The organism is Streptomyces sp. SKN60 (assembly GCF_026236535.1).
Lineage (GTDB): Bacteria > Actinomycetota > Actinomycetes > Streptomycetales > Streptomycetaceae > Streptomyces.
Genome location: NZ_JAHTMW010000022.1, coordinates 23,517 through 43,857 on the forward strand (window position 1 = coordinate 23,517; position 20,341 = coordinate 43,857).

The following is a 20,341-nucleotide window of genomic DNA, read 5'->3' on the forward strand; positions in this document are numbered from 1 at the left end:
GTCACTTCCTTCAGCGGACTTCACGGGCGGTGCCAGCCCGGCCGCCGGGCGTCGTCGTGTGGCACGCGGTGCCACAGGCGCCGGGATACGGCCGGGAGCGCCGTCTCGGGGGATCAGGCGCTTCTGAACAGTGGATACTAGTTTCCTCATGGTGGAAGTTCAATGGTTTGTTGATGTCGAGATTCTTTGGGTCGACAGAACGTGGCGCTCGGTGCCACCGCCCTCACTCCCGGTGTCCCGGCCCGCCCGTGCCCCGCGCCCCTCGCTCCCGTCACCCCCTCACTCCAGGCGTGCCAGATCCGCCTCCGTGTCGATGTCGTACGGCTCGGCCACATCCGAACAGTCCACCAGGGTGATCGCATCCCGGTGCGCCGCCAGATAGTCCCGCGCCCCCCGGTCGCCCACCGCCCCCGCCGCGATCCCCGCCCAGCGGTCCGCGCCGAACAGCACCGGATGGCCCCGCTTCCCGTGGTATGAGGCGGCCGCCAGCGCGTCCCGCCCGCCGTACGCGCCGCGCACCCGGGCCACCGCCGCCGCGCCGATCCCCGGCTGGTCCACCAGCGACACCAGCGCCGCGTCCACCGGGACCGGCGCCGCCGCCCGCAGCGAGTCGAGCCCCACCCGCAGCGAGGACCCCATGCCCTCCGCCCACTCCGGGTTGTCCACGAGCACGCACCCCGGCAGCTCCGCCTCCGCCCGCACCCGTTCGGCCGCAGCCCCGAGCACCACGTGCACCACCTCGCAGCCGCCCTCGCGCAGCATCCGCACCGCGTGCTCCACCAGCGGACGGCCGCGATGCGGGAGCAGCGCCTTCGGCCGGCCGCCGAGCCGGCGCCCGCCGCCGGCGGCCAGCAGAAGCCCGGCGACCAGGGGTTCGTGTGTCTCATGCGTCATGAGGACTGCATACCGCATCGCACCTCGCCACACGGACGCCTGAAATCGCGTCATGCCGCTGGCGCGGCGGGCGCGCGGAGGTGTTGACTGACCGCGACCCCGGCGCCTGACCACCGCTCGACGGGTCGGTACGAAGTCGTGCGAGGGGGAGCATGTCGCGGAGCGTGGGGCAGAGGCGAGTGACCGGGCGAGTGACCGCGGACGGCGTGGACCCGAGAGTGGCCGAACTGCGCGCCGCCGTGTCCCGGCTCCGTCGCGAACTCGCCGGACATCGCCCGGAGTTCACCGACCGGGGGATCGCCGAGGACGAACTCGCCGCCCTCGACGCGATGGCCGCCGGCGGCGCCCCCGAGGTGTGGCGCCTGCGCCGCTCCCTGCTCCTCGTCGCCGGCGCCCTCGGCTCGGTCAGCGCGCTCGCCGAAGGCCTCACCGCCGTCCGCCGCGCCGTCGACCTCTTCGGCCCGCCGACCGTCCCCCCGGCCCGCGACGGCCACCACCACCCGGACGCCTGACTTGCCCCCCGATCCGCCCGCCCGGAACCGGCCGGCTGGGACCTTCGGGTACCCCGGAGGGGTTTGTCCGGCTCTGCCGGTACGCCCATACGCCGTCAGACTGAAGAGGACCAGGGCCCCGGGGCCCGTCCGACGGAAGGGCGGTGGCGAGCATGCCGGCAGCGCGCGGCACCCGTCCGCAGGGGGCGGCGGGTGCGCCCGGCGGACCGGCGGGGGCCGGGGAAGCGGCCGTACCCGGAGGCCCGGCCGCCTCCGGCGGCGGGCCGGCCGTTCCGGGCGGGCCCGTGGCGGCCAGGGGCCCGGCTGCGCCGGGTGACCCGGCCGTGCCTGATGGATCGGCGGCGGTCGGTGGACCGGCCGTTCCGGGCGGCCCCGCCCTGTCGGGCGGCCCCGCCCTGTCGGGCGGACCCGCCCTGTCGGGCGGACCCGCCCTGTCGGGCGGACCCGCCCTGTCGGGCGGACCCGCCCTGTCGGGCGGACCCGTCGTGTCGGGCGGACCCGTCGTGTCGGGCGCACCCGTCGTGTCCGGCGGGCCGGCGGGGGCCGGGGGATCGGCGAGGCCCGGAGGTTCCGCCCGGTCGGGCCGACCCGCCGTGCCCAGCTCACCCGCCGGGTCCGGCCCACCGGCCGGCCCCGGCGTCGACCCGCTCGGTGACCCCTTCCTCCGGACCCGGTTCGTGCCGCCGGCGATCCCCACCACCTTCCTGCGGCGGCCGCGCCTCGTGGAGCGGCTGGGCGGCGAGGGGCGGGTGCCGGGGACTCCGCTCACCGTGGTCGAGGGCTGCGCGGGGGCGGGGAAGACGCTGCTGGCCGCGGACTGGGCCGCGGGCCTGGACCGGCCGGTCGCCTGGCTCACGCTCGACCCGGCTATCCAGGGGCCCGGGATGTTCTGGGCGCACTTCCTGCAGGCGCTGCGCGCCGCCGGGACGCCGGTCGGGGCCGAGGCCGGGCCGGCCGCCGGGCCCGGGCGGGGGGATCCGGCGCTGCCGGCCCGGCTCGCCGCGGAGCTCGCCGGACTCGACCGGCCGGTGACGGTGGTCATCGACGAGTTCGACCGGATGACCGCGCCCGAGACGGCGCGGCAGCTGGAGTTCGTCCTGCACCACGCCGGCCCGGGACTGCGCCTCGTCCTGGTCACCCGTACCGAACCGCTGCTCCCGCTGCACCGCTACCGGGTGGCCGGGGAGATCACCGAGATCCGGGACGCCGACCTGGCCTTCACCACCGAGGAGGCCGTCACGCTGCTCGCGCGGCACGGGCTCGATCTGTCCGCCGCCGCGGCAGCGGCACTGGTGGAGCGCACCCGCGGCTGGGCGGCGGGCCTCCGGCTGAGCGCCCTGGCCGCCCGGCTCAGCCCGGACCCGGAGCTCTACCTCAAGGAGTTCGAGGCCGACCGCGGCACGATCGCCGACTTCCTGCTCGCCGAGGTGCTCGAACGGCAGCCGCAGCAGACCCAGGACCTGCTGCTCCGCGTCAGCGTCCTGGACCGCTTCCACCCGGAGCTCGCCGACGCCCTGACCGGCCGCCGCGACGCCGCGCCGATCCTCGCCGGACTGCTCCGCGACAACGCGTTCGTGGAGGACTTCGACCACGGCTGGTACGCGCTCCACCCGCTGTTCCGGGAGATCCTCCGGGCCCATCTGCGGCGCCGCTCGCCCGGACTGGAACGCCAACTGCACCGGCGCGCGGCCCGCTGGCTGCGCGGCTCCGGCGCACTGCCGGAGACCCTGGCCCAGGGGGCCGCCGCCGGGGACTGGACCTTCGCCGCCGGCGCCCTGGTCGACGACCTGGCGATCGGACAGCTCTTCACCGGCCCCCGCTCGGACGAACTGGAGGCGCTGTTCGCCGGCCTCGACGCCCGGACCCCCGGCCCGGCCGCGGACCTCGTCCGCGCCGCCCGTGCCCTGACCCGCCACGACCTCGATCGCGGCCTCGCCCACCTCCACCACGCCGAGGAACAGCTGACCGCCGGTGCCGATGCTGGTGACGCGGCGGCCCGGCTCGGCTGCGCCCTGCTCACCGCCCTCGCGGGCCGCCTCGCCGGCTCCGCGCGTACGGCGGAGCGGGCCGCCGCGACCGCCTCGGACCTGCTCCTTCAGGTGCCCGCCCGGCTGCTGGACGAGCACCCCGAGTTCCTCGCCCTGCTCCAGACCCATCTGGGCTCCTCCCTGCTCTGGGCCGGCCGCTTCGACGAGGCACGGGCCGCCCTCGCCGCCGTGACCGCCGGGCCCGGCGTCGCCGCCACGGCGCTGCCGCTGCGGGACTCCCTGGAGCACCTGGCCCTCATCGACTACCTCGACGGCTGGCCGGCCCGGGCGGAGCGCCGGATCCGCGCGGCGACCGCCGCCGCCGAGCGCTGCGGTGCCCCCGTACCGGCCGGCACCGGACTCGGCAGGCTCGTCCTCGCCGCGGTCGCCGTGGAGCGCGGCGACACCCGCCGGGCCGAGGCCCTGCTGCGGCGCCCGCCCGACGCCCCGGACCCGGACGCCGTCCCGTACCCCGGCGCGTACAAGGGCCGGTACCCCGGCGCGTACCCGGGCCCGCACCTCGGCCCGTACCCGGACGCGCGCCCGACCCCGGACCTGCCCTTCGGCCCGCACCTCGGCCCCTACCCCGACCCTGACACGCACCCGGCACCGGATCCGACCCTCGACCCGACCCCGTACCCGGACCGCGACCCGGATGACGTGCGCCCGACGCCGACCCTGACCCCGTACCCGACCCCGTACTCGCACCCCGACCCCGTGACGGCAGCGGGCCGTCGCCTCGCCACCACCCGGCTGCTCCTCGCCCGGGGGCACACCCGGGCCGCCCTCACCGCCGCGGCGCGGCGCATTCCCGCCGCCGAGGACTCCCCGTGGGACCGGGGCCACGCCGCCCTGACCGCCTCGGCCGCCCACCTGGCGGCAGGCAGCGCCGAAGCCGCCGCCGAGGTCCTGCGGGCGGTGGCCGACGACCAGCCGCTGTGCCGGATCGCCGCCGCCCGGGCGTACCTCGCGGCCGGCGACCGCGCCACCGCCCTCAGCCTCCTCGACGGCCTGCCCGGACCGGGGCGCAGCGGCCCGGCGGTGTCCGTGCGCGCCGCGCTGGTGCGCGCCCGGGTCGCCCGGCTGGAGGGCGACCTCGCCTCCGTGCACCGGCTGCTCGGCCGGGCCCTCCGGGAGGCCGGGCCGGAGGAACTGCGGCGCCCATTCCTGGAGGCCGGGCCCTGGATCGCCCCGTTTCTGACGGCTCCGTCCCTGCGCCCGCTCGCCGCGGGCTGGCTCGCCCCCGGCCCCGCCCCTGTGTCCGCGCCCGGCCCCGCGCCCGGCTCCGGCCCCGCCCCCACCCCCGTGCCCGAGGCACCCGTCGAGCCGCTGAGCGCCCGCGAGCGGGACGTCCTGAGCCGGCTCGCCCGGACGATGTCCACCGAGGAGATCGCCGCCGATCTGTACGTGTCGGTCAACACGGTCAAGACCCACCTCAAGAGCGTCTACCGGAAGCTGTCGGTCCACCGGCGCAACGAAGCCGTGCGCCGCGCCCGCGACCTCGGCCTCCTCTGACGCACCCGGCCCGCCTCACCCGCCGCGGGTGAGGCACCGGACCGGCGCGTCGGGTGTGATGGCAGCGTGGGGGCGCCCGACCCGGGTGGACACGAAGAGGTGGACACGGTGAGACAGTGGCGCGCGCTGATCGTCCTGGGCACGGCCCAGTTCCTGATGGTCCTGGACACCTCCGTCATGAACGTGTCCATCAGTCAGCTCGTCGAGGACTTCGACACCGAGGTGACCGCCATCCAGGCCGTCATCACCCTGTACGCCCTGGTCATGGCCGCCTTCATGATCATCGGTGGCCGGATCGGGGACATCCTGGGCCGCCGCCGGGTCTTCCTGATCGGCATGGCCGTGTACGGCGTGGGCTCGGCCCTGACCGCCGCCGCGCCCACCCTGTGGGTCCTGGCCGTCGGCTGGTCGGTCGTCGAGGGGCTCGGCGCCGCGCTGGTGCTGCCGTCGATGGCGGCCCTCGTCGCCGAGTCGTACCGCGGCAAGGACCGCTCCGTCGCGTACGGCGTCATCGGCGGCCTCGCCGGCGCCGGCATCGCGGTCGGGCCGCTGCTCGGCGGCTGGGTGACGACGTACCTCACCTGGCGGCTCGTCTTCGCCGGCGAGGTCGTGGTGGTCCTCGCCGTCCTGCTCTTCCGGCGGGCGATCGAGGAGCACCCCGCGCCGGGCCGGCGCCCCGGCCTGGACGTCGTCGGCGCCGTGCTGTCGGCGGCCGGCCTGGCCGTCGGCGTCCTCGGGGTGCTGCAGAGCACCACCTGGGGCTGGGTGGCGCCGCGCGATCCGCCCTTCACGGTGTTCGGCTTCGCCCCCACCCTGTTCGTGATCGCGGCCGGGGTGGCGCTCCTCGCCCTGTTCCGGGCCTGGGAGCGACGGCGGGAGGAGGGTGGCCGCGACCCCCTGGTCCACCTCACCCTGCTCCGCAGACCCGTCCTGCGGTCCGGCCTGATGACCCTGCTGAGCCAGAACCTGATCCTGCTCGGCCTGTTCTTCACCATTCCGCTGTATCTGCAGGTCGTGCAGGGCTTCGACGCCTTCGAGACCGGACTGCGGCTGCTGCCGGTCTCCGTGACCATGCTCGTCGCCTCCCTCGGCGGCGCCCGGCTCGGGCGCCGGGCGGGCCCGCGCCGGGTCGTGCGGGTGGCCCTGGTGCTGCTCGTGGCGGCCATCGTCTGGCTCCTCGCCACCATCGACCCGGTCATCGACGACGCCCAGTTCTTCGGGGCGATGGCGCTCCTCGGCCTGGGCATGGGGATGCTGGCCTCGCAGCTGGGCAACGTCGTCCAGTCCAGCGCGGGGGAGGAGGAGCGCAGCGAGGTCGGCGGCCTGCAGTTCACCGCGCAGAACCTCGGATCGGCGCTCGGCACGGCCCTGATCGGCTCGATCCTGATCGGCGCCCTGGTCCAGGCGTTCACCACGAAGGTCGAGGACAACCCGCGCCTGTCGGAGGAGGCCCGGCAGCAGACGAGCATCGCCCTGGAGTCCGGGGTCAGCTTCGTCTCGACCGACCAGGTGCGCACCGCCGCCGAGCAGGCCGGGCTGCCCCCGCGCGAGGTGGACGCCGTCACGGAGTCCTACGCCTCCGCGCAGCTGAACGGCCTGAAGGCGGCGATCTTCGCGACCGGCGGCATCACGCTCGCGAGCTTCCTGGTGACCCGCGGACTCCCCACCGGGAGCCGGACCACGAGGACCCGGGACTCCGGCCGGGACTCCCAGGTCACCCCTGAAGGGTGAGGCGGATGACACCTCCCACGGCGCACGATCGCCGTATGCAGTACGAGATCCGCGTCGACGGGCACATGTCGGAGCCGCTGATCAGCGCGTTCCCCGAACTGGAGCACGTGGTGATCTCGCACGAGTCGGTGCTGTACGGCCCCGTCCTGGACGAGGCGCACCTCTACGGACTGCTGGCCCGCTTCCAGTCGCTCGGACTGCACGTGGTGGAACTGCGCCGCCTGCCCGAGTGACGGGGAGACGATTCGGAACGGAGCAAGAGATGGGCACGTATCTCGCCTACGACTATCCGCTGCTGGGCGCCTTCTGGACCATGCTGTGGCTCTTCCTGTGGATCCTCTGGTTCATCCTGCTCTTCCGGATCATCGTCGACATCTTCCGCGACGACGACATGGGCGGCTGGGGCAAGGCCGGCTGGCTGGCGTTCGTGATCCTGCTGCCCTTCCTGGGCGTGCTCGTGTACGTCATCGCCCGCGGCAAGTCCATGGGCGGCCGGGAGCTCCGGCACGCCCGCGCGCAGCAGAAGGCGTTCGACGACTACGTCCGTGAGACCGCCTCCGGTGGTGGCGCCGGCGGAGGCGCCGGCCGCAGCCACGCCGACGAACTCGCCAGGCTCTCCGAACTCCGGACCCGCGGCGACATCACCGAAGAGGAGTTCCGCCGGGCCAAGGCACTGGTCCTGGGCGACGACGCCCCGTCGGGGTCCGCGTCCACGACCGCGGCAGACACCGGCGGCGCCTCCCGTAGCTGAGTCACGGGAGGACGGAAAGGAGAACCGAGATGGCCACCGCACACGCCTCCACCCACACGTCACGGAAGAGTTCGGCCAGCTACGCCTGGGCCGAGGGGCTGACGGCCTTCGCCGCCGTCATGCTCGGCCTGGCAGGGCTGCTCGCCATCTTCCGCGGCATCATGGCGATCGCCGAGGACGAGGTCTTCGTCACCACACCCAACTACGTCTTCCAGTTCGACCTGACCGGGTGGGGCTGGGTCCATCTCGGGCTCGGCATCGTCGCCGTGCTCGTGAGCGCCGGACTGTTCATGACCCAGACCTGGGCACGCGTCCTCGGCGTGGCCATCGCCGGGCTCGTCATCATCGCCAACTTCCTCTCGCTGCCGTACTACCCGGTGTGGTCCGTCATCATGATCGCGATGTCCGGATTCGTCATCTGGGCCCTGTGCGTCAGCCGCAAGGACGACACCGGCGCCGCCTCCGGCGGGAGCACGTCGTGAACGACCTGAAGTTCGAGCAGAAGCGTTCGCTGAGCCACGAGGAGGCGGCGGACCTGCTGGCCTCGCTCGCCAAGGCGTTCAGGAAGGGCGAGGAGGCCGAGCTGGCCTTCGGCGGGGGAACGCTGAGCCTCAAGGTCCCCGACGGTTTCCGCACCGAGGTGGAGATCGAGGTCGACGGCGACGAGATCGAGATGGAGCTCGAACTGAAATGGCGTACGGGCGGCGAACCCGCCGCCCCCGCGCCCCCGCCGGCCGAGCCGAAGGCCGCGGCGAAGGCCGAGGCCGCCAAGCCGGACAAGCCGGCGAAGCCCGCCAAGCCCGCCAAGCCCAAGGACAAGGCCCCGAAGCCGAAGGCCACGTCCGCCAGGCCCAAGAGCAGCTCCGCGAAACCGAGGGGCAAGCGCGCCAAGCGCCGGGCCAGGCGCGCCCGCGCCAAGCAGTGACCCCGCGGGCCCACGGCCCGGCGGCCCGATCCGGAAGGCGCGTGCGCTAGCGCCGGATCAGCCGCCGGGCCGTCGCCGTCGCCACCGCCGCCGTGCGCGAGTCCACGCCCAGCTTGGCGAAGATGTGCACCAGATGGGACTTCACCGTCGCCTGGCTCAGGAACAGCGCCTTGCTGATCTGCTGGTTCGACAGGCCCTCGCCGACCAGCTGGAGCACCTCCAGCTCGCGCCGGGTCAGCGCCTCCGCCGGGGTGCGCATCCGGTCCATCAGCCGGTGCGCCACCGCCGGGGCGAGCGCCGACTGGCCGGCCGCCGCCGTCCGTACCGCCGCCGCCAGCTCCTCCGGCGGGGCGTCCTTCAGGAGATAGCCCGAGGCCCCCGCCTCCACCGCCGCCAGGATGTCCGCGTCCGAGTCGTACGTGGTGAGCACCAGGACCCGCGGCCCGCCCGGTACGGCGGTGATCGCCGCCGTCGCCTCCGAGCCGTGCATCCCCGCGCCGAACTGCAGGTCCATCAGGACCACGTCCACACCCCCGGCGGCGGCCAGCTCGACCGCACGCTCGGCGGTCGCCGCCTCCGCGACCACGGCGAAGTCGGGCTCCGTGTCGAGGACGGCGCGCAGCCCGGCCCGTACCACCGGGTGGTCGTCGGCGAGCAGCAGTCGGACGGTCATGCGTCGGCTCCAGCGGGGAGGGTGAGGGGCAGGGGGAGGGAGACGGCAACGGCGGCGCCCTGGCCGGGGGCGGACTCGACGGTGAAGGACCCGCCGAGCGACTCCGCCCGCGAGCGCATCGCCGGCAGCCCGAAGCCGCCCTCGGAGGAGGGGCACACGGCCCGCAGCGCGCCCGGATCGAACCCCTTGCCGTCGTCCACCACGTCCAGGGTCACCGACCCGCCCATGAAGGACAGCGTGATCTCCGCCCGCGAGGCGGCGGCGTGCCGGACGGTGTTCGCGAGCGCCGACTGCGCGATCCGCAGCAGCGCCACCTCGTACGGGGTGGGCAGCTCCACCGGCGTGCCGCTCACGGAGAACCGCACGCGCGGACCGTCCGGACCGGCCGTCCCGCACAGCCGCTCAAGCGCCCCGGCCAGCGAACCGTGCTCCAGATCGGGCGGGGCGAGCGCGCGGACGAACCGGCGCGCCTCCGCCAGGTTGTCCTGGGCGGCCCGCCGCGCCGCCTCGATGTGCCCGGCGGCCGGCGAGCCCTCCGGCAGCGCCCGCTCGGCGGCCCGCAGCAGCAGCTGGATCGAGGACAGGCCCTGGGCCAGGGTGTCGTGGATCTCCCGGGCGAGCCGCTCCCGCTCGGCGAGGGTTCCCGCGTGCCGCTCGGCCGCCGCGAGCTCGGCCCGGGTGGCGATCAGCTCCTCGACCATCCGCCGGCGCCGTTCGCTCTCCCGGTACAGGGCCTGGTAGCCGAGCACCGTCGCCACCGCGACCGCCGCGCCGAGCAGCGGCCCGATGAAGACGCCCGGGTTCAGCGCGGCGCCGTGCCGCACGTACGAGAGGATCGCGGCGCCCGCCGTCAGGCCGACGGCCGGCAGCGACCAGCGCACCGGCAGCAGGTGCAGCTGGAGGAAGTACAGCGGGAAGGCGATCCACAGCCCCTCCGGTGTCACCCAGAGCAGCACCAGCCACGCCAGGCACAGCGTGCCCAGCCACACCGCGGCGGCCCGCTGCGATTCCCGTACGGCGGGCAGGAACGATCCGGCCGCGTACACGACGCCGGTGACGACGGCCGCCGCCACTCCGGCGGCGGTGTGCGCGCGCAGCGCGGCGAGCACGAGCAGGCCCGCCATCAGCAGGTGGAGGCAGAGCCGCAGGGCGCGGAGGGCGGGGGTGAGGTGACGCGGATCCATGACCCGTCCAGCGTAGGCGGGCCGGGGAGCCGGTCCGGACAATCCAGACTCAACCGAAAGTTTGATTACGGAGCCATCCGTGGCGCGATGCCCGCGGCGGCCCCCGCCGAGCAGTCTGGGTCCCATGTTCGTGGCATGGAGAGACCTGAGATTCGCCAAGGGGCGTTTCACCCTGATGGGCACCGTGATCGTGCTGATCACGCTGCTCGTCGGACTTCTTTCGGGACTGACCGCCGGGCTCGCTCGCGAGAACATCTCGGCGATCACCGGCCTCCCGGCGGACCGGCTGGCCTTCGCCGCCCCGCCCGCCGGCCAGTCGGTCTCCTTCACCAATTCGACCGTCACCGAGTCCCAGTGGCGTGCCTGGGCCGCCCGCCCCGGCGTCGACGCCGCCGCGCCGCTCGGCATCCGCACCCTCAACGCGGCGGCCGGCGACCGCACCGCCGCCCTCTCCGCCTTCGGTACGGAGCCGGGCTCGGGCCTCGCGCCGGAGACCGGCGCCGGGGCGAAGCTCGGCCCGGGCCGGGTGATCCTTTCCGAGTCGGCGGCCGAGGAGCTGGGCGTCGGGGCCGGGGACGCGGTGCGGCTCGGCACCCTGGACGCCACCGTCGCGGCGGTCGCCGGAGACGCCTCGTACAGCCACACCCCCGTCGTCTGGACCTCCCTCACCGACTGGCAGAAGCTCGGCCACAGCGGCACGACGCCCGAGGAACAGGCCACCGTCATCGCCCTGACCGCTTCCGGCACTGCCGTGGATTGGGCGGCCGGGGACACGGCCCTGAAGACCTCGGCGAAGACGCCCGACGAGGCCCTCGGCGCCATAGGGTCCTACCAGGCCGAGAACGGCTCGCTCCAGCTCATGCGCGGCTTCCTCTTCGTGATCTCCGCGCTCGTCATAGGAGCCTTCTTCACCGTCTGGACCATCCAGCGCAGCGCCGACGTGGCCGTCCTCAAGGCGCTCGGCGCCTCCACCCCGTACCTCCTGAAGGACGCCCTCGGGCAGGCCCTGGTCATGCTCACCGCCGGCACCCTGCTCGGTACCGGGCTCGCCGTCGGCATCGGCGCGCTCATCAGCGGCGGCGACGTGCCCTTCGTGCTCCAGCCGCTGACCGTGCTCGGCCCGGCCGCCGTGATGATCGTGCTCGGTGCGCTCGGCGCGGCCCTGTCCATCCGGCGGATCACCGCCGTCGACCCCCTGACCGCCCTCGGGAGTGCCCGATGAGCCTGCTGCTCGCAGACGTGACCCTGACCTATCCCGACGGCGACGGGCGGCTCACCGCCCTCGACGCGGTCTCCCTCGACGTGCCGGCCGGCACCCTGACCGCCGTCGTCGGCCCCTCCGGCTCCGGCAAGTCCAGCCTGCTCGCCGTGGCCGCCACCCTGGTCACCCCGGACAGCGGCCGGGTCGTCGTGGCCGGCACCGAGACCGGCCCGCTCGGCCCGGCGGCCCGCGCCGAGCTGCGCCGCGACCGCATCGGCATCGTCTTCCAGCAGCCCAATCTGCTGCCCTCGCTCACCGCGCTCGAACAGCTCCAGGTCATGGGGCACCTGTCCGGCCGGACGAGCCGGGCGGTACGGGACCGGGCCGCCGGGCTCCTCGACGCCGTGGGCCTCGCCGAGCAGGCGCACCGGCGCCCGCACCAGCTCTCCGGCGGCCAGCGCCAGCGCGTCAACATCGCCCGGGCGCTGATGAACGAGCCCTCCGTGCTCCTCGTCGACGAGCCCACCAGCGCCCTGGACCACGAGCGGGGCGCGGCCGTCATGGAGCTCCTCGCCGGTCTGACGGCGGAGCGCGGCACCGCCACGGTGCTCGTCACCCACGACCGGGCGCACCTGGGGCGCGCGGACCGGGTGGTGACGGTGCAGGACGGGCGGCTGACGGAGGAGACGGCGCCCGCGGCCGTGTGACCGAGCCGCGGTACGAAGAAGGGCGCCCGGAGCAGAGATGCTCCGGGCGCCCTTCTTCGTGCCCCCTAGGCCTGGCCGTTGCCCGCCGTGTTCACCAGTGCCGCCGACAGCTCCTGGGCGACCTGCTGCAGGATCGGGACGATCTTCTCGGTGGCGGCCTCGGTGACGCGGCCCGCCGGGCCCGAGATGGAGATGGCCGCCGCGGTGGGGGAGTTGGGCACCGGCACCGCGAGGCAGCGGACTCCTATCTCCTGCTCGTTGTCGTCGACCGCGTAGCCCGTCTCGCGGACCGCCGCCAGGGCCTCCAGGAAGCCCTCGGGCGTGGTGATGGTCTTCTCGGTGGCGGCGGGCATGCCGGTACGGGCGAGCAGCGCGCGCACCTCGTCGGCCGGGGTGTCGGCGAGCAGCGCCTTGCCCACGCCGGTGGAGTGCGGCAGCACCCGGCGGCCGACCTCGGTGAACATGCGCATCGAGTGCTTGGAGGGCACCTGGGCGACGTAGACGATCTCGTCGCCGTCGAGCAGCGCCATGTTCGCCGTCTCGCCGGTCTCCTCCACGAGCCGCGCCAGGTACGGGCGGGCCCAGGTGCCGAGCAGCCGGGAGGCGGACTCACCGAGCCGGATCAGGCGCGGGCCCAGGGCGTACCGGCGGTTGGGCTGCTGGCGGACGTAGCCGCAGGCGACCAGGGTGCGCATGAGGCGGTGGATGGTGGGCAGCGGCAGGCCGCTGCTGGCGGAGAGCTCGCTGAGCCCGACCTCGCCGCCGGCGTCGGCCATCCGCTCGAGGAGATCGAAGGCACGCTCGAGGGACTGGACGCCACCGCTCGCGGCGGCGGGTTTCGCGGCGTCGGTGGTGCTGGCGCTGGACGTCGGCACGGCAACGGTCCTTTCGGGGCAGGCGGGCAAGGCAGCAGCCTACCGGGCCGCCGAGCCGGACACACGGCACAGGTCTCGGCGTCCGGGCCGGTCAGGGGGGTGTTTGTCCCAGGTCGGCGGCCGCCTCGCGGGCTCCTGGTGCGCCCCGCATGTACGGAGCTACGTTCTACTGTACGAAATTTCCATTCCACTTCATGGAAACGTCCAATCGGCCCTCGCGGGGGCGGGTCGCGCCGGGCGATCCTGGAAACGTGCTCTTGACGGCATGTCGTCACGCACGCAGACTCCTTCAACAGTTCGTTGAATTTTCGGTTCCGCGGAAGCGGATGCGAGGAGAAGGGGTACGGGTGGACGTCAATCTGGTCCTGCGTTCGACGCGGGTGATCACGCCCGAGGGGACGCGCGCGGCGTCGATCGCCGTCGCGGGCGGGACGATCGCGGCCGTGTGGCCCCACGACGCCGAGGTCCCGGCCGGCGCCCGGCTGGAGGACGTCGGCGACGACGTGATCCTGCCCGGCCTGGTCGACACCCACGTCCACGTCAACGACCCCGGGCGGACGGAGTGGGAGGGCTTCCACACCGCGACGCGTGCCGCCGCGGCCGGCGGCATCACCACCCTCCTCGACATGCCCCTCAACTCCCTCCCGCCGACCACGACCGTCGAGCACCTGCGGATCAAGCGGGAGGTCGCGGCGCCGAAGGCCCACGTCGACACCGGGTTCTGGGGCGGGGCGGTGCCGGACAACGTCAAGGACCTGCGGCCCCTGCACGACGCCGGCGTCTTCGGCTTCAAGTGCTTCCTGTCCCCCTCCGGGGTGGAGGAGTTCCCGCAGCTCGACCAGGAACAGCTCGCCGCCTCGCTGGCCGAGATCGCCGGGTTCGACGGGCTGATGATCGTCCACGCCGAGGACCCCCACGAGCTGGACGCCGCCCCGCAGAAGCCCGGCCCCGCCTACGCCGACTTCCTCGCCTCCCGGCCCCGTATCGCGGAGAACACCGCGATCCAGAACCTCATCGACCAGGCCCGCCGCCTGGCCGCCCGCGTCCACGTCCTGCATCTGTCGTCCTCGGACGCGCTGCCGCTGATCGCCGCCGCCAAGGCCGAGGGCGTGAAGATCACCGTCGAGTCCTGCCCGCACTTCCTCACCCTGACCGCCGAGGAGATCCCCGACGGCGCGACCGAGTTCAAGTGCTGCCCGCCCATCCGCGAGGCGGTCAACCAGGACGCCCTCTGGGAGGGGCTCGCGGACGGCACGATCGACTGCATCGTCTCCGACCACTCCCCCTCCACGGCCGATCTGAAGACCGGGGACTTCGCCTCCGCCTGGGGCGGGATCTCCTCGCTCCAGCTCGGGCTGCCCGCGATCTGGACCGAGGCCCGCCGCCGCGGCCACGACCTCACCGACCTCGCCCGCTGGATGTCCACCAACCCCGCCCGCCTCGCCGGCCTGGACCGGAAGGGCGCGATCGAGCCCGGCCGGGACGCCGACTTCGCCGTCCTCGACCCCGACGCCACCTTCACCGTCGACCCCGCCCGGCTCCAGCACCGCAACCGCGTCACCGCCTACGCCGGCAAGACCCTCCACGGCGTCGTCACCTCCACCTGGCTCCACGGCGAACGCATCAACCACCGCGGCACCCTCACCGACCCCGCCGGCCGCCTCCTCGAAAGGACCAACTGACGTGTCCGCCATACCCTCCTTCACCGGCGACGCCAGCCCCTACGGCGGCGGTGACCCCTACGCCGACTACCGCACGGCCGACTTCCCCTTCACGCAGTACGCCGACCTCGCCGACCGGCGCCTCGGTGCCGGCGTCGTCGCCGCGAACGACGAGTTCTTCGCCGAGCGCGAGAACCTGCTCAAGCCCGAGGCCGCCGAGTTCGACCCCGAGCACTTCGGCCACAAGGGCAAGATCATGGACGGCTGGGAGACCCGCCGCCGTCGCGGCGTCTCCGCCGCGCAGCCCCACCCCACCGAGGACGACCACGACTGGGCGCTCGTGCGCCTCGGCGCCCCTGGCGTCATCCGCGGCCTCGTCGTCGACACCGCCCACTTCCGCGGCAACTACCCGCAGGCCGTGTCGGTCGAGGCCGCCTCCGTCGCCGGCTCGCCCTCGCCCGAGGAGCTGCTCGCCGACGACGTCAAGTGGACGACCCTCGTGCCGCGCACCGCCATCGGCGGCCACGCCGCCAACGGCTTCGCCGTCGACGTCGAGCAGCGCTTCACCCACCTCCGCGTCAACCAGCACCCCGACGGCGGCATCGCCCGCCTCCGCGTGTACGGCGAGGTCGCCCCCGACCCCGAGTGGCTCGGCGTGCTCGGCACCTTCGACCTCGCGGCCCTGGAGAACGGCGGCCAGGTCGAGGACGCCTCCGACCGCTTCTACTCCCCGGCCACCAACACCATCCAGCCCGGCCGCTCCCGCAAGATGGACGACGGCTGGGAGACCCGCCGCCGCCGCGACAAGGGCAACGACTGGATCCGCTACAGCCTCGCCGCCGAGGCCGAGATCCGCGCCGTCGAGATCGACACCGCGTACCTCAAGGGCAACAGCGCCGGCTGGGCCGCGCTCTCCGTCGCCGCCGAGGGCTCCGAGGACTGGACCGAGATCCTGCCCAGGACCCGCCTCCAGCCCGACACCAACCACCGCTTCGTCCTCGGCGTGCCGGCCGTCGGCTCCCGGGTCCGGATCGACATCTACCCCGACGGCGGCATCTCCCGCCTCCGTCTCTTCGGCTCGCTCACCGATGCGGGCACGGCGCGGCTGACCGCCCGCCACCAGGAACTGGGCGGCTGACGCCACCCGGTCACACGATCTGGGCGGGCACGACACCCCGCCCGGCACGAGGGCGCACCGACCCGACAGCACCGGTGCGCCCTCGCGCGCCCTCCTTTTTTACGGCTCGGGTCGCCTCCGGGCGCTTTGAGCCGGGCTCACAGCCCCGACCGTGCTCGACTTCTCGTTCCTCGCAGCCTCCGCGCGCTCGCGACTGTTCCCCCGGCGCGCCCTTCGGCTCACTCGCCGGTCCATGGGGTGCCGGGTCAGGCCGCGTGGCCGCCGTCCACCGAGAACTCGGCGCCCGTCACGTACGCCGCGCCCGGGCCGGCCAGGAAGGCGACCGTCGCCGCGACCTCGGCGGGCGTGCCGAAGCGGCCCAGGGCCGTCATCGCCGCCTGGCCCGCCGCGTACGGGCCGTCCGCCGGGTTCATGTCGGTGTCGACCGGGCCCGGGTGGACCAGGTTCGCCGTGATGCCCCGGTCGCCGAGCTCGCGCGCCAGCGCCTTCGTCAGGCCGACGAGGGCCGACTTGCTGGTCGCGTACAGCGTGCCGCCTGGCCCCGGCACCCGCTGCGTCATGCAGGTGCCGATGGTGATGATCCGGCCGCCGTCCGTCATCCGCGCGGCCGCCGCCTGGGAGGCCAGGAAGGTCGCGCGGACGTTCACCGCGAGGACCCGGTCCACCTCGGCGAGCGACAGCGACTCCAGCGGGCCGAGGACCCCGACGCCCACGTTGTTCACCAGCACGTCGAGCCGGCCGAGCGCGTCCGCCGCCCATTCCACCGCCCCCGCCGCGTCCCCGGCGTCGGCCGCGTCCGCGCGCAGCGGCAGCGCCTTGCCGCCCGCCGCCTCGATCCGGGCCGCGACCGCCCGCGCCCGCTCCTCCTCCCGTACGTACGTGAAGGCGACGTGCGCGCCCTCCTCGGCCAGCCGGACGGCGGTCGCCGCGCCGATGCCCCGGCTGCCGCCGGTGACCAGGACCGCCTTGCCGTTCAACGTGGACATCTCGAACTCCTCGTACCTCGGTGACGCGGTGTCGTACCGCATCTCGTTGCGAGTTCAATCAAAGATGGGCGGGGGCGGAGGTGCTGGCGGGAATCGGACGCCGAGCCGAGGGGGGAGCGGTCGGGGGAAACGTGTAGCCACCACCGGCCGCGCGCCGGTACGGTGATCCCCCCCGCCCCGTGTGCGAGCCGCCGAAGTCTCCACCGCACCCCCTGAGTTGGAGACCGGATGTCGTCCCTCGCCGCCCCGCTGCCCCTCGGCGCCCCGCGCCGCGCCTGGCTCACCGACCTGCCCGTCCTGCTCGTCGCGGTGGTCTGGGGCGCCAGCTATCTCGCGGCGAAGGGCATCACCACCGCCCACACCGTGCTCGCCGTGCTCGTGCTGCGCTTCGCCGTGGTGCTGCCGGTGCTGGTCGCGGCGGGTTGGCGCCGGCTGCGGGCGCTGAACGCCGCGCAGTGGCGCGGGGCCGGCGTGCTCGGCCTGATCCTCGCCGGGATCTTCCTCCTGGAGACCTACGGAGTCGTCCACACCTCCGCCACCAACGCGGGCCTGATCATCAGCCTCACCATGATCCTCACACCGCTCGCCGAGGCGGCCGTCACCCGCACCCGGCCGTCCCGCGCCTTCCTGGCCGCCGCCGCGCTCTCGGTGACCGGCGTGATCCTGCTGACCCAGGGCGGAGGCTTCACCGCACCCAGCACCGGCGACCTGCTGATGCTGCTCGCGGCCCTCGCCCGTACCGTGCACGTGCTCGCGATGTCCCGGATCAAGGCCGTACGCAGCGCCGACTCGCTCTCCCTCACCACGGTCCAACTGGGTGCCGCCGTCGCCGTCTTCGCGCTCCTCGCCGCCGCGCCCGGCACCGGAGCCTCGCCGTGGGCGGCCGCCGCGGACTTCGGCTCCGGCGAGTGGGCGGGCCTGCTCTTCCTCTCCGTCTTCTGCACGCTCTTCGCCTTCTTCGTGCAGATGTGGGCCGTCCGCCGCACCTCCCCGTCCCGGGTCAGCCTGCTCCTGGGCACCGAACCCCTGTGGGCCGCGGCCGCCGGCATCGCGCTCGCGGGCGACCGGCCCGGCGTGGTGGGCCTGCTGGGCGCCGTCCTCGTCCTGGCCGGAACGGCGTGGGGCCGCCGGGCCGCCGACGGCGCCGCCCACTAGGCGACGGTCAGCTTCTGACCCGGTCCGACATCACCATCAGCGCGAAGCCCAGCGCCGCTATCACGATGTTCGCGAACAGCGCGTGGTCCGCCAGGAACCACACGTTGTCGGTCAGGAAACGGGTCACCCCCAACAGCCGGAACCAGCCGTCGGTCAGCTCGCGGAGCACCCCGCAGACGCCGAAGACCGTCAACAGAAAGCCCGTGATCTCCAGAAACCTCTTCATGTCCCGAGCATGATCCACCGGCGGCCCCGCTCGCGTCGGCCGTCGGTATCGGACCCGGGACCCGCCGTACCGCCTTTCGTACGACCGAAGTCCCGAGCCGTGCGACTTTGGTATCGCGCGGCGGCTTCCGTGCCGCGCCCCGGCCCCCACCTGCGTACATTTCCGGTATGACACGCACGGCCCGCCCGGAGCGGCACACCTGGCTGCTCCCCTCCCATCTGGTCCAGGCCGCCCGCGACGGCGGCGACCGGCCGGAGGGGCCGCGGCCGCGCCGCACCGTGCGCGACTGGATCGTCGACACCATCCTGTTCCTGCTCGCCGCGCTCGTCGGACTGCTCGCCGCCGAGACCAGCGCGCAGTACAACAGCGCGGCCGTCGCCCTCGCCGACCAGGTCGTCGGCGGTCTCGCCTGCGTCGCGCTCTGGCTGCGCCGCCGCTGGCCGGTCGGCCTCGCCGTCGCGCTGTCCCTGGTCAGCGTCGTCGCGCCGACCGCGGGCGGCGCGCTGCTCGCGAGCCTGTTCAGCGTCGCCGTGCGCCGCCCGTTCCGGCAGGTCGCCTGGATCGGGCTGCTCGCCATGGCCGCCTCCACCGCGCAGGTCTTCGCCCGCCCCGACCCCGGCACCGCCACCCTCCTCAACATCGGCGTCGGCGTCGTCCTGGTGCTGCTCGTCACCGCCTGGGGCATGCTGGTGCGCTCCCGCCGCCTGCTCGTCGAGGCGCTGCGCGACCGCGCCGTACGGGCCGAGGCCGAGGCCGAACTGCGCGCCCAGCAGGCCCAGCAGCTGGCCCGCGAGGCCATCGCCCGCGAGATGCACGACGTGCTCGCGCACCGGCTCACCCTGCTCAGCGTGCACGCCGGCGCCCTGGAGTTCCGGCCCGACGCCCCGCCCGAGCAGGTCGCCCGCGCCGCCGGCGTCATCCGGGACAGCGCCCACGAGGCCCTGCAGGACCTGCGCGAGATCATCGGCGTGCTCCGCTCCCCGGACGAGGGCGCCGAGGACCGGCCGCAGCCCACCCTCGCCACCCTCGACACCCTGGTCGACGAGGTCCGCGAGGCCGGCATGAAGGTCGTCCTCGACTCCACCGTCACCGACCCGGACCGGGTGCCCGCCGCCACCGGCCGCACCGTCTACCGGATCGCCCAGGAAGCCCTCACCAACGCCCGCAAGCACGCCCCCGGCACCGAGGTCACCCTCACCCTGCGCGGCCGCCCCGGCGACGGACTCACCGTCGAGGTCCGCAACCCCGCCCCCACCGGACCCGTCCCGCCCGTCCCCGGCTCGGGCCAGGGCCTCATCGGCCTCACCGAACGCGCCACCCTCGCCGGTGGCCGGATGGAGCACGGACCCGCCCCCGACGGCGGCTTCGCGCTGCACGCCTGGCTACCGTGGCCCGCATGACCTCCACCCCGCCGCCCGCCGGGCCGGCCGACCCGCCGTCCGAGCCGACCCCGGTCCGACTGCTCGTCGTCGACGACGACCCCCTCGTCCGCGCCGGCCTCGCCCTCATGCTCGGCGGCGCCGACGACGTCGAGATCGTCGGCGAGGGCGCCGACGGCGCCGAGGTGCCCGAGCTCGTCGACCGGCTCGCACCCGACGTCGTCCTCATGGACATCCGCATGCCCGGCGTCGACGGCCTCACCGCCACCGAGCGGCTGCGCGCCCGGCCCGGCGCGCCCGAGGTCGTCGTGCTCACCACCTTCCACGCCGACGAGCAGGTGCTGCGCGCCCTGCGGGCCGGCGCCGCCGGGTTCCTCCTCAAGGACACCCCGCCCGGCGAGATCGTCACCGCCGTTCGCCGGGTCGCCGCCGGCGACCCCGTCCTGTCCCCGGCCGTCACCCGTCAGCTGATGAGCCAGGTCGCCCGACGCACACCGGCCCCTGCACCGGACGCCCCCGCCCCGGAAACCCCCGCCGCCGAGCGGCCGCCGTCCCGCCGCGCCCTCGCCCGCGAGCGCCTCGCCACGCTCGCCGAGCGCGAACGCGAGGTCGCCGTCTGCGTCGGCCAGGGACGCTCCAACGCCGAGATCGCCGGCACCCTGTACATGAGCGTGCCGACCGTCAAGACCCACGTCTCACGCATTCTGGCCAAACTCGGCCTCAACAACCGTGTCCAGATCGCGCTGTTGGTCCACGACGCAGGCCTGCTCGACCTCCCCGACGGCGAGCAAGCGGACTAGC

The 20,341-nt window shown here is 74.6% G+C and carries 20 protein-coding genes; 14 read left to right on the top strand and 6 right to left on the bottom strand.

The genetic code is table 11. From position 1 onward, the window contains the following. Nucleotides 1-279 precede the first annotated feature (279 nt). Complete coding sequence (locus KV205_RS29585) at nt 280-894, bottom strand: NTP transferase domain-containing protein (RefSeq protein WP_265867795.1); 615 nt, start codon at nt 892-894, stop codon at nt 280-282. 152 nt (nt 895-1,046) lie between these two features. On the opposite strand from KV205_RS29585, the gene KV205_RS29590 reads away from it, so the two are divergent. The 7 genes from KV205_RS29590 (at nt 1,047) to KV205_RS29620 (ending at nt 8,355) form a co-directional block, all read left to right on the top strand. Continuing rightward, nucleotides 1,047-1,406: a DUF5955 family protein gene (locus tag KV205_RS29590; RefSeq protein ID WP_265867796.1), complete on the top strand. Its 360-nt coding sequence runs from the start codon at nt 1,047-1,049 to the stop codon at nt 1,404-1,406. A gap of 593 nt (nt 1,407-1,999) precedes the next feature. Further along, nucleotides 2,000-4,948 (top strand): LuxR C-terminal-related transcriptional regulator, encoded by a 2,949-nt coding sequence (locus KV205_RS29595; RefSeq protein ID WP_265867798.1) that lies wholly within the window; start codon nt 2,000-2,002, stop codon nt 4,946-4,948. A 108-nt stretch (nt 4,949-5,056) separates the two neighbouring features. Further along, nucleotides 5,057-6,679 carry an MFS transporter gene (locus KV205_RS29600; protein WP_265867799.1) on the top strand — a complete coding sequence of 541 codons (1,623 nt, stop codon included), beginning with the start codon at nt 5,057-5,059 and terminating at the stop codon, nt 6,677-6,679. A gap of 35 nt (nt 6,680-6,714) precedes the next feature. Next, complete coding sequence (locus KV205_RS29605; protein WP_265867800.1) at nt 6,715-6,912, top strand: hypothetical protein; 198 nt, start codon at nt 6,715-6,717, stop codon at nt 6,910-6,912. 29 nt (nt 6,913-6,941) lie between these two features. After that, the gene (locus tag KV205_RS29610; protein WP_265867801.1) at nt 6,942-7,430 is read left to right on the top strand and encodes an SHOCT domain-containing protein; all 489 of its coding nucleotides are present in this window, start codon (nt 6,942-6,944) and stop codon (nt 7,428-7,430) included. Nucleotides 7,431-7,459: 29 nt separating this feature from the next. After that, on the top strand, nt 7,460-7,912 hold the full coding sequence (locus tag KV205_RS29615) for a hypothetical protein (protein ID WP_265867802.1): 453 nt from the start codon (nt 7,460-7,462) through the stop codon (nt 7,910-7,912). Further along, entirely contained in the window at nt 7,909-8,355 is a 447-nt protein-coding gene (locus tag KV205_RS29620; protein ID WP_265867803.1) for an amphi-Trp domain-containing protein, read from the top strand. Before KV205_RS29615 ends, KV205_RS29620 begins: the two co-directional genes overlap by 4 nt. A gap of 46 nt (nt 8,356-8,401) precedes the next feature. On the opposite strand, the gene KV205_RS29625 is transcribed toward KV205_RS29620, so the two are convergent. Together KV205_RS29625 and KV205_RS29630 are read right to left on the bottom strand one after the other, a co-directional pair. Further along, on the bottom strand, nt 8,402-9,028 hold the full coding sequence (locus tag KV205_RS29625) for a response regulator transcription factor (protein ID WP_265867804.1): 627 nt from the start codon (nt 9,026-9,028) through the stop codon (nt 8,402-8,404). Further along, nucleotides 9,025-10,212: a sensor histidine kinase gene (locus KV205_RS29630; protein ID WP_265867806.1), complete on the bottom strand. Its 1,188-nt coding sequence runs from the start codon at nt 10,210-10,212 to the stop codon at nt 9,025-9,027. The genes KV205_RS29625 and KV205_RS29630 overlap by 4 nt, the downstream gene beginning before the upstream one ends. Before the next feature lie 124 nt (nt 10,213-10,336). On the opposite strand from KV205_RS29630, the gene KV205_RS29635 reads away from it, so the two are divergent. After that, nucleotides 10,337-11,434: an ABC transporter permease gene (locus tag KV205_RS29635; protein WP_265867807.1), complete on the top strand. Its 1,098-nt coding sequence runs from the start codon at nt 10,337-10,339 to the stop codon at nt 11,432-11,434. Continuing rightward, on the top strand, nt 11,431-12,120 hold the full coding sequence (locus KV205_RS29640) for an ABC transporter ATP-binding protein (RefSeq protein ID WP_265867808.1): 690 nt from the start codon (nt 11,431-11,433) through the stop codon (nt 12,118-12,120). The genes KV205_RS29635 and KV205_RS29640 overlap by 4 nt, the downstream gene beginning before the upstream one ends. Before the next feature lie 65 nt (nt 12,121-12,185). On the opposite strand, the gene KV205_RS29645 is transcribed toward KV205_RS29640, so the two are convergent. Beyond that, the gene (locus tag KV205_RS29645) at nt 12,186-12,995 is read right to left on the bottom strand and encodes an IclR family transcriptional regulator (RefSeq protein WP_265867809.1); all 810 of its coding nucleotides are present in this window, start codon (nt 12,993-12,995) and stop codon (nt 12,186-12,188) included. A gap of 326 nt (nt 12,996-13,321) precedes the next feature. On the opposite strand from KV205_RS29645, the gene allB reads away from it, so the two are divergent. Beyond that, on the top strand, nt 13,322-14,677 hold the full coding sequence (gene allB, locus KV205_RS29650) for an allantoinase AllB (protein ID WP_265867810.1): 1,356 nt from the start codon (nt 13,322-13,324) through the stop codon (nt 14,675-14,677). A 1-nt stretch (nt 14,678) separates the two neighbouring features. Continuing rightward, nucleotides 14,679-15,794: an allantoicase gene (alc, locus tag KV205_RS29655; RefSeq protein WP_265867812.1), complete on the top strand. Its 1,116-nt coding sequence runs from the start codon at nt 14,679-14,681 to the stop codon at nt 15,792-15,794. A 245-nt stretch (nt 15,795-16,039) separates the two neighbouring features. Here the strand turns inward: alc and KV205_RS29660 are convergent, their stop codons facing one another. Beyond that, complete coding sequence (locus KV205_RS29660; RefSeq protein WP_265867813.1) at nt 16,040-16,780, bottom strand: SDR family NAD(P)-dependent oxidoreductase; 741 nt, start codon at nt 16,778-16,780, stop codon at nt 16,040-16,042. Between the two features lie 228 nt (nt 16,781-17,008). Here KV205_RS29660 and KV205_RS29665 point away from each other — a divergent pair, with 228 nt between their 5' ends. After that, on the top strand, nt 17,009-17,935 hold the full coding sequence (locus KV205_RS29665; protein WP_265867814.1) for a DMT family transporter: 927 nt from the start codon (nt 17,009-17,011) through the stop codon (nt 17,933-17,935). Between the two features lie 7 nt (nt 17,936-17,942). On the opposite strand, the gene KV205_RS29670 is transcribed toward KV205_RS29665, so the two are convergent. After that, a complete protein-coding gene (locus KV205_RS29670) occupies nt 17,943-18,161 on the bottom strand; it encodes a hypothetical protein (RefSeq protein ID WP_265867815.1) in 219 nt (72 codons plus the stop codon). 167 nt (nt 18,162-18,328) lie between these two features. Between KV205_RS29670 and KV205_RS29675 the strand changes: the two genes are divergently transcribed. Continuing rightward, a complete protein-coding gene (locus KV205_RS29675; RefSeq protein WP_265867816.1) occupies nt 18,329-19,561 on the top strand; it encodes a sensor histidine kinase in 1,233 nt (410 codons plus the stop codon). Next, a complete protein-coding gene (locus tag KV205_RS29680; protein WP_265867817.1) occupies nt 19,558-20,340 on the top strand; it encodes a response regulator transcription factor in 783 nt (260 codons plus the stop codon). Before KV205_RS29675 ends, KV205_RS29680 begins: the two co-directional genes overlap by 4 nt. The last annotated feature ends 1 nt before the right edge of the window (nt 20,341 follow it).

Bases quoted from the DNA above. Each gene is read 5' to 3' on its own strand.
- KV205_RS29680 (WP_265867817.1), top strand. From the start codon at position 19,558: ATGACCTCCACCCCGCCGCCCGCCGGGCCGGCCGACCCGCCGTCCGAG.
- KV205_RS29665 (WP_265867814.1), top strand. From the start codon at position 17,009: ATGTCGTCCCTCGCCGCCCCGCTGCCCCTCGGCGCCCCGCGCCGCGCC.
- KV205_RS29635 (WP_265867807.1), top strand. From the start codon at position 10,337: ATGTTCGTGGCATGGAGAGACCTGAGATTCGCCAAGGGGCGTTTCACC.
- KV205_RS29625 (WP_265867804.1), bottom strand. From the start codon at position 9,028: ATGACCGTCCGACTGCTGCTCGCCGACGACCACCCGGTGGTACGGGCC.
- KV205_RS29590 (WP_265867796.1), top strand. From the start codon at position 1,047: ATGTCGCGGAGCGTGGGGCAGAGGCGAGTGACCGGGCGAGTGACCGCG.
- KV205_RS29675 (WP_265867816.1), top strand. From the start codon at position 18,329: ATGACACGCACGGCCCGCCCGGAGCGGCACACCTGGCTGCTCCCCTCC.
- KV205_RS29615 (WP_265867802.1), top strand. From the start codon at position 7,460: ATGGCCACCGCACACGCCTCCACCCACACGTCACGGAAGAGTTCGGCC.
- KV205_RS29630 (WP_265867806.1), bottom strand. From the start codon at position 10,212: ATGGATCCGCGTCACCTCACCCCCGCCCTCCGCGCCCTGCGGCTCTGC.
- KV205_RS29670 (WP_265867815.1), bottom strand. From the start codon at position 18,161: ATGAAGAGGTTTCTGGAGATCACGGGCTTTCTGTTGACGGTCTTCGGC.
- KV205_RS29640 (WP_265867808.1), top strand. From the start codon at position 11,431: ATGAGCCTGCTGCTCGCAGACGTGACCCTGACCTATCCCGACGGCGAC.
- KV205_RS29610 (WP_265867801.1), top strand. From the start codon at position 6,942: ATGGGCACGTATCTCGCCTACGACTATCCGCTGCTGGGCGCCTTCTGG.
- KV205_RS29585 (WP_265867795.1), bottom strand. From the start codon at position 894: ATGACGCATGAGACACACGAACCCCTGGTCGCCGGGCTTCTGCTGGCC.
- allB (WP_265867810.1), top strand. From the start codon at position 13,322: ATGCGAGGAGAAGGGGTACGGGTGGACGTCAATCTGGTCCTGCGTTCG.
- KV205_RS29605 (WP_265867800.1), top strand. From the start codon at position 6,715: ATGCAGTACGAGATCCGCGTCGACGGGCACATGTCGGAGCCGCTGATC.
- KV205_RS29660 (WP_265867813.1), bottom strand. From the start codon at position 16,780: ATGTCCACGTTGAACGGCAAGGCGGTCCTGGTCACCGGCGGCAGCCGG.